Source organism: Roseimicrobium sp. ORNL1, assembly GCF_011044495.1.
Lineage (GTDB): Bacteria > Verrucomicrobiota > Verrucomicrobiia > Verrucomicrobiales > Verrucomicrobiaceae > Roseimicrobium.
This window is the reverse complement of sequence record NZ_CP049143.1, coordinates 3,574,624-3,587,320: the sequence shown is the minus strand read 5'-3', so window position 1 is coordinate 3,587,320 and position 12,697 is coordinate 3,574,624. Positions and strand designations below refer to the sequence as shown.

Annotated in this window: 11 protein-coding genes; 6 read left to right on the top strand and 5 right to left on the bottom strand. The window is 58.4% G+C overall.

Annotation, left to right across the window (positions count from 1 at the left end; all coding sequences use genetic code 11):
* Position 1: 1 nt before the first annotated feature.
* On the bottom strand, positions 2 to 1,393 hold the full coding sequence (locus G5S37_RS14395) for a lysophospholipid acyltransferase family protein (protein ID WP_165205082.1): 1,392 nt from the start codon (positions 1,391 to 1,393) through the stop codon (positions 2 to 4).
* Between the two features lie 195 nt (positions 1,394 to 1,588).
* Between G5S37_RS14395 and G5S37_RS14390 the strand changes: the two genes are divergently transcribed.
* The 3 genes from G5S37_RS14390 to G5S37_RS14380 all read left to right on the top strand — a co-directional run bounded on the left by G5S37_RS14390 (position 1,589) and on the right by G5S37_RS14380 (position 4,446).
* Complete coding sequence (locus G5S37_RS14390; RefSeq protein WP_165205080.1) at positions 1,589 to 2,230, top strand: response regulator transcription factor; 642 nt, start codon at positions 1,589 to 1,591, stop codon at positions 2,228 to 2,230.
* Between the two features lie 130 nt (positions 2,231 to 2,360).
* Positions 2,361 to 3,353, top strand: coding sequence for a sugar phosphate isomerase/epimerase family protein (locus G5S37_RS14385; protein ID WP_165205078.1), 993 nt, complete (start codon positions 2,361 to 2,363; stop codon positions 3,351 to 3,353).
* 100 nt (positions 3,354 to 3,453) lie between these two features.
* Positions 3,454 to 4,446, top strand: a complete 993-nt coding sequence (locus G5S37_RS14380; protein ID WP_165205076.1) for a sugar phosphate isomerase/epimerase family protein — start codon at positions 3,454 to 3,456, stop codon at positions 4,444 to 4,446.
* Between the two features lie 31 nt (positions 4,447 to 4,477).
* Here G5S37_RS14380 and G5S37_RS14375 read toward each other — a convergent pair whose 3' ends face one another.
* From G5S37_RS14375 to G5S37_RS32695, 3 genes are all read right to left on the bottom strand, one after another.
* Positions 4,478 to 5,221: a hypothetical protein gene (locus G5S37_RS14375; protein ID WP_165205074.1), complete on the bottom strand. Its 744-nt coding sequence runs from the start codon at positions 5,219 to 5,221 to the stop codon at positions 4,478 to 4,480.
* 27 nt (positions 5,222 to 5,248) lie between these two features.
* Positions 5,249 to 5,995 (bottom strand): hypothetical protein, encoded by a 747-nt coding sequence (locus tag G5S37_RS14370; protein WP_165205072.1) that lies wholly within the window; start codon positions 5,993 to 5,995, stop codon positions 5,249 to 5,251.
* Positions 5,996 to 6,091: 96 nt separating this feature from the next.
* A complete protein-coding gene (locus G5S37_RS32695) occupies positions 6,092 to 6,226 on the bottom strand; it encodes a hypothetical protein (protein WP_276617044.1) in 135 nt (44 codons plus the stop codon).
* A 451-nt stretch (positions 6,227 to 6,677) separates the two neighbouring features.
* Between G5S37_RS32695 and G5S37_RS14365 the strand changes: the two genes are divergently transcribed.
* The 3 genes from G5S37_RS14365 to G5S37_RS32330 all read left to right on the top strand — a co-directional run bounded on the left by G5S37_RS14365 (position 6,678) and on the right by G5S37_RS32330 (position 9,420).
* The gene (locus tag G5S37_RS14365; protein WP_206026451.1) at positions 6,678 to 8,000 is read left to right on the top strand and encodes a phospholipase D-like domain-containing protein; all 1,323 of its coding nucleotides are present in this window, start codon (positions 6,678 to 6,680) and stop codon (positions 7,998 to 8,000) included.
* A gap of 62 nt (positions 8,001 to 8,062) precedes the next feature.
* Positions 8,063 to 9,097 carry a trypsin-like serine protease gene (locus G5S37_RS14360; protein WP_165205070.1) on the top strand — a complete coding sequence of 345 codons (1,035 nt, stop codon included), beginning with the start codon at positions 8,063 to 8,065 and terminating at the stop codon, positions 9,095 to 9,097.
* A 26-nt stretch (positions 9,098 to 9,123) separates the two neighbouring features.
* Positions 9,124 to 9,420: a hypothetical protein gene (locus G5S37_RS32330; RefSeq protein WP_206026450.1), complete on the top strand. Its 297-nt coding sequence runs from the start codon at positions 9,124 to 9,126 to the stop codon at positions 9,418 to 9,420.
* A gap of 60 nt (positions 9,421 to 9,480) precedes the next feature.
* Here G5S37_RS32330 and G5S37_RS14355 read toward each other — a convergent pair whose 3' ends face one another.
* Entirely contained in the window at positions 9,481 to 12,600 is a 3,120-nt protein-coding gene (locus tag G5S37_RS14355; RefSeq protein WP_165205068.1) for a PVC-type heme-binding CxxCH protein, read from the bottom strand.
* Positions 12,601 to 12,697 lie beyond the last annotated feature (97 nt).

Genomic DNA, 12,697 nt, shown 5'->3' with positions numbered 1-12,697 from the left:
ACTACTTTGCTGGGCGGAGCCACGTCCCCATCAGCGCCACCCCCAGCCCCACAAACCACAGTACGCCCAGCCACCAGCCCATGGGGCAGCCGCTGTGATACTCCTGCCACGCCACGGCACTGAGCACTGCCAGAGTGATGCTGCATGCCACCAGATCGTAGTGCCGCATGGGAAGGCGTGTGATTTTCACGAACCCGAGCGCCGCCCACAGCGAGCCCTGCGCCAAGGCCACCATCGCCAGGAACCAGAGGATCGGCCAGACAAGCACTGAACCGATCATGCAGCCCGTGCAGCCGATGCTGCGCTCCAGAAGCCAGCGCAGCATGACAAGACCAGACCAGCAACCAATGGCCGCCGAGAACGTGAGCGCGACACCAGCTGCACGTCCTGACTCTGCCGGGATGATGCGGTCTGGTGTCTGCTGCTCCTCAAGCGGCGCCTCCGGCGTGTCAGCAACTGGCGTCTGCCGCTCGCCAGACTCACCCACCTTCTGAAACACAGGCTCGAATACGAACCACTGACGCCAGTGTCGCTCCATGACGCTGCGGAGGATGACATTCCACTTCTCTGCAGCCGCACGCTGTGCGGCCTCCTTGTCACGGTCTGCCTGCAACGTCACCTCGATGGGGGCAGCCGCCACCACACGATAACGTCGGTAGCCCATACGAACGATGAAGACGGGGTGAATCAACGCCTTCGTCACCAGTGCCAGGAGAAACGGCCCGCGCGGAATCTGCCAGGTGATACCCTCCCGGTAGATGAGCTCCATGGGGGACACATCGAATAGAATGCGATCTCCCTGAATGGCCACCACCCCACCCTCCTGGATGGCCCGTGCAAGCTCCATGCCCAGCATATTCCCCGGCTCGTTGTAGTGCACCACGAAACCGGCCTTCCGTTCCTTTTCACGCTGTGCCGCCTGGAACTCCTGGCTCTTCTGCTCCCTCTCAGGAGCGCGGACCATGTGGATGGGCCGCTGGATGCGCTCGGCAAAGAGCGGTGCGGCCACATCATAGTTTCCCATGTGAGCTGTCAGCAGCACGGCGCCCTTCGTTTCTCTCTCCAGAATCGCGAGATGGGCGTCTCCCATGATTTCCCAGTGGATGCATTTGTTCCCATGCCGCGCATGCGCCTGGTCCACCAAACTCCAGGCGAAATTCCAGAACACACGGATCACGCGGAACTGGTTCGCCAGGGGGGAACTCCCCGGCAGCAGTACCGCGAGATTTGCCGCCACGGCGCGACGCTGACTCCCAAGAAAGACCCAGAACATGACCGCAAACGCGAAGATGTACATCGGCTCCAGAAACCACGGGCAATGACGCGAACCCCAGTGGAGGTAGCGCAGCCAGAAGTCGCCATGGGCGGAGAAGCGGCGGAGAAGATTCTTCAAGGAGGGGTGTCGTCTGAGAGGGCGCGGAGTAGTAGGATCGCGCCTTCCATGGCGCAGGGCGAAAGATGTGCAAATCTCAATCGCTCCCCATGGATGTGCATCCCGGGAAGTTTGTGAAATCACGAGGTGCAGTACTCCCCTTCCACCCTTGCCAGCACCCGCAGTCTCCCCCATGCTGGCGAACTTCCTGCACGCATGGCATCGGCATCCCCTTCCCCCACCCCGCTTCGCATCCTGCTCGTGGACGATCACTTTGTCGTCCGCAGTGGACTCGCGGCCTCGCTGGGGCTGGAGGATGACCTCGCCGTGGTGGCTGAGGCTGGTGATGCCAATGAAGCGCTGGTGCAGTTCGCGGCGAAGTCCCCGGATGTGGTCATCATGGATCTGCAGCTCGGAGGCAGCAGCGGCCTCGATGCCACGGCGCGCCTCTGCAAGGAACACCCTACGGCGCGGGTGCTGATTTTTTCCTCCTTCGCGCGCGATGAGGACGTGTACCGCGCCATCCGTGCCGGGGCGCTGGGGTATCTGCAAAAGGCGGCACCCCGCGAGGACCTGCTGCAGGCCGTGCGCATGGTGGCGCAGGGAAAACGCTTCCTCCCGCCGGACATCGCCCAACGTCTGGCGGAGCGTCTTGGTCGACCCGAGCCGAGTGCGCGTGAGTTGGAGGTGCTGGCACTCATCGCCAAGGGACGCAGCAACAAGGAAATCGCCGCTGCCCTGGGCGTGTCTGACGAGACCGTGAAGACCCACGTGAGCAACATCATGCAGAAACTTCACGCGCAGGATCGGGCGCACGCGGTGACAGAGGCGATCCGGCTCGGATTGCTGGAGGTCTAGGGCGGACATTTTTTAGGATAAATCGGTCATCCACGCTGTCCGACTTTCCCCCTTGCCAAGCAAAGGGGTGCGTGACAGCATCGCGTCCCGGAAAAAACACGAATCAACCATTCACCACACTTCACTCACCATGGCCAGACCCGTCACTCTTTTCACCGGCCAGTGGGCAGACCTGCCCCTGGAGACCATCGTTCAGAAAGCCAAGTCCTTCGGCTACGATGGCGTGGAACTTGGCTGCTGGGGTGACCATTTCGAAGTCGCCAAGGCTGACCAGGCCTACTGTGATGCCAAGCGCGCCCTGATTGAGAAGGCTGGCATGAAGTGCTTCGCCATCTCCGCCCACCTCGTGGGTCAGGCTGTGTGCGACAACATCGACGCGCGCCACAAGCAAATCCTTCCCGACTACATCTACGGCAATGGTGATCCCGAAGGCGTGCGTCAGCGCGCTGCGGAAGAACTCATCAAGACCGCCCAGGCCGCGAAGCGTTTTGGCGTGAGCGTGGTGAACGGCTTCACCGGCAGCAGCATCTGGCACCTCGTGTACAGCTTCCCGCCGAATCTTCCCTCCCAGATCGAGGACGGCTACAAGGACTTCGGCAAGCGCTTCAAGCCCATCCTCGATGCGTTCCAGAAGGAAGGCATCAAGTTCGCCCTCGAAGTGCATCCCACGGAAATCGCGTTTGATATCGCCTCCGCGGAGCGCGCGCTGCAGGCGGTCGATTACCACCCTGCCTTCGGCTTCAACTACGACCCGTCGCACTTCGGCTACCAAGGAGTGGACTACGTGAAGTTCATCTACAAGTTTTCCGACCGCATCTTCCATGCGCACATGAAGGACGTGGCCTGGAACCTTTCGGGTGACACCGGCGTCTTCGGTGGTCACGTGGACTTCCACCGCCCCAATCGCTACTGGGACTTCAAGTCCGTGGGCCGCGGGATGATCAATTTCGAGCGCATCATCCGCGCCTTGAACGACATCTCCTACGCCGGTCCGCTGAGCGTGGAATGGGAAGACGGCGGCATGGACCGTGAATTCGGCGCTGCTGAATCCGCTGCCTTCGTGAAGAAGCTCGACTTCCCGACCTCGAAGATCATCTTCGATGCGCAGTTCGCCGAGAAGTAAGCGCGACACTCTTCGTATTCTCACCCCGCTCTCTGGAAGGCAACTTCCGGGCAGCGGGGTGATTCATTTCCACCCTTAGCACATTCCTCTTCGAGCATCCATGCCCAGACCCGTCACCCTCGTCACCGGCCAGTGGGCTGATCTGCCACTGGAAATCATGCTGCAGAAGGTGAAGTCCTTCGGCTACGACGGCGTCGAGTTGTGCTGCTGGGGTGACCACTTCGAAGTCGCCAAGGCGGACCAGGAGTATTGCGATGCGAAGCGCGACCAAATGAAAAAGACCGGGCTGCAATGCTTCGCCGTCTCCGCGCATCTCGTGGGGCAAGCCGTGTGCGACAACATCGACGCGCGCCACAAGCAGATTCTTCCTGACTACGTGTATGGGGACGGCCATCCCGAAGGCGTGCGCCAGCGTGCGGCCGACGAACTCATCAAAACGGCACAGGCAGCGAAGCGCTTCGGCATCGATATCGTCACCGGCTTCACCGGCAGCAGCATCTGGCACCTCGTGTACAGCTTCCCACCGAACCTCCCGGGTCAGATGGAGGAAGGTTACAAGGATTTCGCGAAACGCTTCACTCCCATCCTAGATGCCTTTCACAAGGAGGGCGTGAAGTTCGCCCTCGAAGTGCACCCCACGGAGATTGCCTTCGACATCGCTTCTGCAGAGCGTGCTTTGCAGGCGGTGGATTACCACCCTGCGTTTGGATTTAACTACGATCCATCCCATTTCGGTTATCAGGGCGTGGACTATGTGAAGTTCATCTACCAGTTCTCCGACCGCATCTTCCATGCGCATATGAAGGATGTGGCCTGGAACCTCGCCAACGACACCGGCGTCTTTGGTGGTCACGTGGACTTCCACCGCCCGAACCGCTACTGGGACTTCAAGTCCGTAGGCCGAGGCATGATCAACTTTGAGAAGATCATCCGTGCCTTGAATGACATCTCCTACACCGGTCCACTCAGCGTGGAATGGGAAGACGGCGGCATGGACCGCGAGTTTGGCGCAACGGAGTCTTGTGCCTTTGTAAAGAAGCTCGACTTCCCGCCTTCGAAGATTGTGTTTGATGCGCAGTTTGCGGAGAAGTAGGCGCGGAAGCCATGACAGTTCTTCCGAGTTGTCACGGCTGCGGCAATTCTATTTTCACGCCGGGCAACTGTTCGCGGAAGCCGGCGTGAACTGCGGGCGACTTCCATGCCTTCTCAGCAGCACCGTAGATCTGTTCCACATGGAGCTCATTTAGTTTTGGCAGTGACTTGAGTGTACGCAGAACGTCCGGGGTCAGGAAGCCGCTGCGGGAAACATTCAGCTTCTTGAGTTTGGGATGCCCAGCCAATGAAGCGATGGCATCGTCACTGAGTTGGTCTCCTCCCAACTCAAGCTCTTCCAGTTTGGGTAACCGTCTGATACTTTCGCATAGCAATTTGTAGTCACCCGAGTGTGGGGAGTTCTCGTGGAGGGTCAGCTTTTTCAGCTCTGGGAAACGGAGCAGGGCCGCGCCCAACTCATTGCGAAACCCCTCATGGTAGTAGATGTGGATCTCCGGGATGTCTCCCCGGAGAATCGCACGGATGCGTTCACCATAGATGATGTCGGAATTATACCGTTTCCAAGTGCCACTCTTGCCAGCCAGGTACTTCTGCAACGCCTCATCCAGAATCTCAGGCATCAAAAAGGGGCGCTGCCCGTCCCCGAAAGCAATTTCATAGTCCCGGCGTAACGTGTCCTGTACTGCGGCAACACGGTGGTAGCGCCAAGCTGCTACTGCCCCACACAGCAGAATTACGGCCAGCGCCGCAAAGCTGGGCCAGCGGCGGCTGCGTTTGCGAGGGCTCTTCTCAGGCAAGTCGTCGGATTCGGACATGTTCTCGGAGGGAGATTTCGAAGTCCTCTACGGCTTCGGAAGTTCCAATGTCACACTAGGCAACGCGTCGTGAAACCGTGCGTGTAGTACGGGAGAATTCCACTCTTCCTCATCAGGGCCACAGATGTCTTTTACTTCAAGTGTCGTTAACGAGGGAAGTGTCTTGAGCGTCTTCAGGACATCGGCGGTAAGCCGGCAACTGTAGGAAATTTTCAGCCTACTCAGCTTCGGGTGACCCGCTAGAGGCGCTATAGCATCACTGGTGAGTTGGCCACCCCCCAACTCCAGTTCTTCCAAGTTCATCGCGCTTCGAAGCCGCTGACACAGCAGCTTATAAGAAGCCTCCGTTGGAAGGTGTTTCTCATTTTCGAAAAAGGTGAATTTTCTCAACCCTTCGAAGTGCAGCAGCGCTGCGCCCAGGTCTCCACGAATGTCCACGGGGTAATAGATGTGAACCTCCTCGATCCGTCCCCGGAACATGGCCCGAACACGTTCACGATACACGACAGAGGGAATCTGCTCTCCCCACCTGTTCTCCTTATCGCCCAGTAGTGCTTGCACTTTGTCATCCAGGAACCCTGGCATCGCATCCGGTTTTCCTTCTTTGCCGAATGTGATCTCCCAATTCCGCGTCAGCGCATTCTGTACTGCCGCCACCCGGTAGTAGTTCCAGCCCGACGGCACAAAACAAAGAAACAGCACCGCCAGCGCAGTAACCACCAGTAGACGGCCACGTTTGCGTGGTTTCTTCTGCGAGACTTCAGGCTCAGACATGCGATTTCAGAGGGCTACCGACGCGTGGAATCCACGCGTCATCCTCTAAAATCCAGGTCTGAAAGTCAAGATGTGCAACCCAACGTGTGGGCAACCTCAGAGCGACTTCAAATACGTCACGATGTCTGCAATCGCCTGAGCATCGAGACCCAGCAACTGGGGCTCATACATGAGCGAGCGGGTCATCTTGTTCACGGAGGCGATTTTGGAGCTAGGGATGGTCTGCACCATGCCGCCCATTCATTTCATGAATTGGGGGAACTCAGTCCGATAGCACCATGCTGGTGATGGTGAGACCGTCCTAGGTCTTCACTTCGCGGCCCTCGTCACCGGCTAGGGGGAGCGATTTGCCATTGGAAAGTCATGCTGTGGAAGGCAAAAACCTTCGGACGTGATGGAGTGTAGTGTGAAGACGGGGACCGCGAGTTCGGACCAACGGATTCCTACGCCTTCGAAGATCGTGCTGGTGCGCAGAAGTAATCGGCGTGGCCGGAAGTTTCTTCATTTAATAACCCAACGCCGAAGTTGGCCAGTTCTCCATGGAAAGGGACCCTGAGAACATTTTTCCAGAGTCAGGTGTTTTCTCCTTGCTTTTCCCAATCTCCGAAGCTCTTCTAGATTGCGTTTTTCTTCATACAGTGCAGAACTGAGCCACTAGCCTCTGCAAAAAAATAGCACCGCCATGAAAGCGACACTGGAAAAGCTGCCAGCCAGGGATGTGACCCTTTTCGAGGAGGCATTTACCACCGAGGGGGTAAACCGGATGTGCGAACTCACTCCTCCAAAAAAGAAAAAGGTCAGTTCGCTGAAGATCGCCGGTGAATTCATCGCTTACGCCTCGCCGGAGTCCACCTATGCGGTGACGAAACCACTAATCGAGGGTGCCAAGAAGAGCATTCTCATCGGCATCTACGATTTTACGGCCGAATACATGAAGACCTTATTGCTCCGGGCCATGGGGCGAGGTGTCAAGGTGTCGCTGATGCTCGATTTGGACAACCGCGCCGGGGAAACCGAACTGTACGAGGAACTCGCCAAACACGGCTGCGAGTGTGTGCCGGCGCCCTCGTGCGCCAGCAAAAATGTGCAGGCATTTTCCTCTTCTCACGAAAAAGTCATCGTCATAGACAACACGTGGGTCCTGGTCCAGAGCGGCAACTGGTCCGATGCGAGCATTCCTCTCAATGAAGTGGACGGCGGAGATCCTGACAACTTCACCTTCGGAAACAGAGACACTGGAGTAGCAGTGAACTCGCCCAAACTGGCGGCGTTTTTCACGAAAGTATTGCGGGCGGATATGAAAATCGAACTGGACGGCGCGGTTCCGCAGTCCCTGGAGGACTTGGGAGAGATCAGCCTGGAAGCTTTCGGCGCCAAGCCTGTCGCACCAGCTCCGACACTGTTGAAGAGCCGGTCATTCAAACTTCAGAAAGAGATCGACGTCACTCCCATCCTTTCCCCGGACAACTACATGTCAGTCATCCCTGGCTGGCTGGCTTCTGCAACGAAATCGATTGATATCGGACAGCAGTACATCCGTACCCGGCAGCCTGGCATCCAGAAGCTTCTGGGCTCGATTGTCGAGGCGCGGAAACAAAATCCCGATCTGCTGGTGCGCATCGTCCTGGGTCACCCCACGAAACCCAAGGATGTCGAGGACATCAAGGAACTCTCGAAATTCGGCCTGACTCTCGGTGAAAACGTGCGCCTCATCAGCAGGAAACATTTCGTGCATTGCCACAACAAGCTTATCGTGGTTGATGGCAAATCCGTCCTCGTGAGTTCCCAAAACTGGTCGGACTCGGCCGTGCTTAAGAATCGCGAAGCCGGGCTGTTGATTGAATTCCCCAAGGCGGCAGCCTACTACCGCGAAGTCTTTGACGTGGATTGGGAAACGGGAGAAAAAAAGATTCCGAAGGCGGGGGCTCCGGAATTGTTCGCTCCACAGTCGCTGGCGACAGGGCGCACCATCAAGCTCAACTGGGGCGACTATGCGGAAGTCTAGCAGGTTCTCTGGTCGGGGTTTTTTGAATTGAAGCGAATCATCAAGCAAACACGGATACCGCCATGAACACGGAACAACAACTCTTGGTAGCCCTTGACGTGCTTACGGAAGGAACAGCGATGGCGCATGGCGCACCCGCCGCCTTTGTGGGGGATGGATTCAAGGTGGAGGCCGCTTCGGTCCACCAGAAGAGCAAGTCCTGGGTACAGGGTGCTGGCATCCAGGGACTGGGGATTTCCGAGAAGATCAGTGACGGCGAGAAACTGGGCAGCCTGTCGCTCAAGGTGTACGTCGACGTCAAAAAGCCGGAGTCCAAGTTGAAGGAGAAAACCAAGGTGCCGAAGGAAGTGGTCATCCCGGGCCTGCCCAAACCAATCCCCACAGACGTTGAGGCCATCGGTGTGGTGCGTCGTGAAGCCAACACAAGCCGCGTACGTCCCGCGATTCCCGGCTTCAGCCTCGGTCACCTCAATGTTTCAGCGGGAACATTTGGCTGCCTCGTGCAGAAAACAGGCAACAAGCAGAGATACTTCATTCTCAGCAATTCGCATGTGCTCGCCGATGAAGGCCTCGCCACTGCCGGCGATGAGATCGTTCAGCCTGGCGTAGCAGATGGTGGTAGTGCTCCCCTCGACGTCATAGCAAAACTAGATGGATTTGTTCCATTCCAGTTCACGGCCTCCTCCTTCCCGAACCTTGTCGATGCTGCGATCGCTCAAGTCAAAAAGTCAGATGTCACCAGCGCCATTCGTATTCTCGGTGTGCCCAAAGGAACCACCAAGATTGTACGGCGTGGCATGCTCGTGCAAAAGACGGGACGCACCACGGACTTTACCACCGGCGTCATCAAGGACATTAATTTCCGTGTGCAGCTGAAGTACAGCAAGCCGGGTGGAGGCAAAGGCCGCGTCGGTTTCTCCGATCAGGTGCTCTGTACCCGATATACGGCTCCCGGCGATAGCGGCTCTGCCGTCCTCAACAAGGACAAGAAGATTGTCGGCCTGCACTTCGCGGGTTCGGACAGTTCAAGCATCTTCAACAAAATCGAAAATGTCTTGAGTGCGCTCGGCATCGTGGTGGTAACCGACTTGATTTGAGATCCGGGGCGTGGTATGGATGAACTATGGCGACACATGCCCAGGCGCAACGCGCGTTGAAGGCCTTCGAGTCCCAGTTGAGCGGACTCCGAAATGTCGTGGGTTTGGGAATAGTAGCTGACGAACCCAAACAGTCCGCAGTGGCTGTATACGTCAAAAAAAAACTGCCGTTGAAGTCGCTCAAAGCGAAGGATCTCGTGCCGCCAAGTCTGGCAGTTACGATCAAGGGTAAAAGCGTTCCGGTCCCTACCAAAGTCATCGAACTCGGCAGAGTGCAGCAGGAATCCGGAGCGGACTCCGGATTCAGCACTCAAGCGCTATAGTCGGGCCCGCACTGGGCGGGTTTACTTTTGACTAGCTCTGCAGGGCGGCCGACGCGGGGGTCACAGCGACTTCAAATATGCCACGATGTCCGCAATCGCCTGCGCATCGAGGCCCAGCAACTGGGGCTCATACATGAGCGAGCGGGTCATCTTGTTCACGGAGGCGATCTTGGAGCGAGGAATGGTCTGCACCATGCCGCCCATGCATTTCATGATCAGCGGATCCCCGTCGGAGAGCACCATGCCGGTGATGGTGAGGCCGTCCTTGGTCTTCACTTCGCGACCTTCGAAACCGTGGGAGAGATCCGCCGAAGGTTTCGCGATGCCGGTGATGATGACTTCCGTGGGCTGCAGCTTGCCGAAGGCGGTGATGTCGGGCCCGAATTCCACGCCTGCGGGACCGACCTTGTGGCAGGTGAAGCACACAGCCACGCGAGCCTGGCCACGCGCCACATCGCCCTTGAGCTTCACGATCTCCGCCACTTCCGGCAGCTTCGGTGCGTCCTTCGGCTCTGGCGGCATTTCCACCGCCATGAGCTTCACCTTGTCCGGATCGTAGAGACCCAGCGCCTTCAAGCCGCCTTCCACGTCGAAACCCTTCCAGTCGTTGTTCTTCCGGTTCATGGCCCACCACATGGTCTGCTCCTTGAAGGGGAAACCATTCGTGTGGGTCAGTTCGATCATGGCACCCGCGGCTTCACGCGTCTTCACGAAGGCCAGTGCCGTGATCATCAGCTTGCGCTGCGCGTCACTCAGGTTCGGCATGAGTGCGCGGGCCTTGAAGGCATGCACTGCTTCAGCAGGGTGCAGTCTCCACGCCAGCCAGGCGAAGGCGTCGGTCCACTCTGCCGCCGTGCCACCGAGAGCCAGTTGCAGCGTTTCAAAGGCCACCTTCTCATTCCCCGTGCAGCCGAGACCGATCGCTTCAAGGTAGCTGCGATCCTTGCCATCGAACTGCTTGGCAATGTTTGTCAGCGCTTCCGCCTGCTTCGGTCCCCAGGAACCGCGCAGGGACAGCGCCACCTCACGGCGCACCGCAGCTGACTTGTCATTGCTGAACTTCACCACATCCAGCGGATAGCCCACGCGGCGCAGGGCGCGGTAGGCCACCAGCCTGCGGTAGGAATCCGGCAGCGCGAGTTGCTTGGCCACGTTCTTCTTCCCTTCCTCACCCATCTGCGCGAGCACAAAGATGGCGCGAGCAACGATGTACGGATTCTCATCCTTCAGCAGCGCAGTCACGGCAGGCACCGCCTTCGCACCCTGCGCCTTCAGGCGGGTGAAGCCGCTGTTGCGCACGTTCACGGCCGGGCTCTTCAGCGCGGCGATCTGTCCTTCGGTCGTGTTCAGGTCGAACTTCGGAACGGTCGACTTGAATCCCTTCGGTGCGATGCGATAGATGGATCCGGTGAAGGCGTCATCCAGCGTGCCGTGGCCACCCACGCGGGCGTCGAACCAGTCCGCCACATAGATGGCACCATCCGGTCCCACACACACATCGCTGGGGCGGAATTTGGTCTTCAGGTCGAAGCTGGGCTTGCCGCCTTGGAAGTCGGATCCGGCAAATTCCTTTTCCTTGTTCGAGGTGACGAAGTCGAAACGCTCCAGCTTGAAGCCGGCGCCATCCTGCTGGGGAAGGTAGCCGTAGATCACGTTCTTGCCCGCTTCGCAGGCGAGCAGCAGACCCTGCCACTTATTATCAAGAGCGCCGTTCTCATAGAAGGCCACACCGGTCGGTGAGCCGCCGCCATACACGTCACCGGCGGGCATCGTGCCCGGGTCTTCCTGACGCCATTCGGCGGTCGGCGTGTCTTGGCCGGGACGCTTGTCCGCACCCCAGGAGCGCAGGCCATCGGCAGAAGCGAAGCCGGCATTGCCACCTTCCATGACTTCCGTTACGCGGCAGGCGGGCGGGTCGTCGTTGTCGCTCTGGAAGATGTCGCCAAAGGAATTGACGGTCTGCTCGTAGCTGTTGCGGAAGTTGTGGCCTAGGATGGTCACGTTCGAGCCATCCGGATTCATGCGCGCGAGGAAGCCGCCGATCCACACATTGCCGTCATCGCTCTTCTTGCCTGCGATCTCCGGCAGCATGTACGGGCTGCCCATGTAGAAGGTCTTGCCCGACTTGTCGGTGAATTGTGCACCGGTGTTTCCCTGGTTCCAGTACCATTGGCCATCCGGTCCAGCGGTCACGCTGTGAAGGCTGTGGTCATGCTGCCGGCCATTGAATCCGGTGAGGAGCACTTCGCGCTTGTCGACGGTGGGGTCGAACTTGCCGTCACCATTCACATCCGTGTACTGGATCAGATCCGGTGGCTGGGAGACAACATACTTGTTCACAAATACCGCGACACCCAGGGGTGATGCCAGCGCAGGCTCCTGCACGAACGTGGTCACCTTGTCCGCCTTCCCCTCACCCTTCGTGTCCTCCAGGATCACGATGCGGTCGCCTTCCTTCTGGCGTGCACCCTTGCTGCGATAGTTCACGCCTTCTGCAATCACCATGCGTCCCTGCGCATCGAAGTCGATGTTGGTGGGATTGCGCAGCATCGGAGACGATGCCCAAAGGGTGACTTCCAATCCCTCGGGCACGGCGAAAAGGTCTGTAGGCACCAGCGGAGGACCTGTGTCAGGCTTGGGCAGCTCCGTCGGTTTCTCCGCATATACGTAGAACTTCATCTTCGCGCCACTGGGCTTGCCGCTGCGCTCCATGCCACCGTCATCAATGGCCACCTTTGCCGTGAAACGTTCCGCCCCTTCGGGCAGCGCAAACACCACATTAGCCGGCGCGTGGGTACCGATGGCTTTCTCGTACGATTTGCCCTCCACCAGAATCGGCGTCCCGCTGTAAGCCTTCCCCACCTGCGCCTTGCCATGAGCGGACTCTGCCGACTTCCAAGGCACTTCTGCGAGGCTCTTCACGGAGCCATCCGCCATGATAAGTTGTGGTTCGATCCAATCTGCCCAGTCGCAGCTGTCACCACCCTCATCAGAAACAATGAGATGCAGTTCCTTCAAGCCCTTCACCGGGATGTCGATGGGCACCAACCGGGGCTTCACCTCGCTGGTGAGTTCCGGACTCTGGAAGAGTGGCTTGGGGGCTTCGGCGGCGGAAAGATGGCCAACACCAAGGATCAAAGAACCGGCGATGAGGGAAGTTGAAAGGGAACGGGCGAGCATTGGAAAGACTGAGTGAGCAACAGGGAGAGACAGAAGAAACGCGATTTGAGCTCGGGATTATTCGGGCCGCGGGATTCTTTGCTAATGGATAGAACGT

What these genes read in the sequence shown, in the direction of transcription:
- G5S37_RS14385 (WP_165205078.1), top strand. Translation starts at nt 2,361, where the DNA reads ATGGCCAGACCCGTCACTCTTTTCACCGGCCAGTGGGCAGACCTGCCC.
- G5S37_RS14380 (WP_165205076.1), top strand. Translation starts at nt 3,454, where the DNA reads ATGCCCAGACCCGTCACCCTCGTCACCGGCCAGTGGGCTGATCTGCCA.
- G5S37_RS14355 (WP_165205068.1), bottom strand. Translation starts at nt 12,600, where the DNA reads ATGCTCGCCCGTTCCCTTTCAACTTCCCTCATCGCCGGTTCTTTGATC.
- G5S37_RS32330 (WP_206026450.1), top strand. Translation starts at nt 9,124, where the DNA reads ATGGCGACACATGCCCAGGCGCAACGCGCGTTGAAGGCCTTCGAGTCC.
- G5S37_RS14365 (WP_206026451.1), top strand. Translation starts at nt 6,678, where the DNA reads ATGAAAGCGACACTGGAAAAGCTGCCAGCCAGGGATGTGACCCTTTTC.
- G5S37_RS14360 (WP_165205070.1), top strand. Translation starts at nt 8,063, where the DNA reads ATGAACACGGAACAACAACTCTTGGTAGCCCTTGACGTGCTTACGGAA.
- G5S37_RS14390 (WP_165205080.1), top strand. Translation starts at nt 1,589, where the DNA reads ATGGCATCGGCATCCCCTTCCCCCACCCCGCTTCGCATCCTGCTCGTG.
- G5S37_RS14375 (WP_165205074.1), bottom strand. Translation starts at nt 5,221, where the DNA reads ATGTCCGAATCCGACGACTTGCCTGAGAAGAGCCCTCGCAAACGCAGC.
- G5S37_RS14370 (WP_165205072.1), bottom strand. Translation starts at nt 5,995, where the DNA reads ATGTCTGAGCCTGAAGTCTCGCAGAAGAAACCACGCAAACGTGGCCGT.
- G5S37_RS32695 (WP_276617044.1), bottom strand. Translation starts at nt 6,226, where the DNA reads ATGGTGCAGACCATCCCTAGCTCCAAAATCGCCTCCGTGAACAAGATG.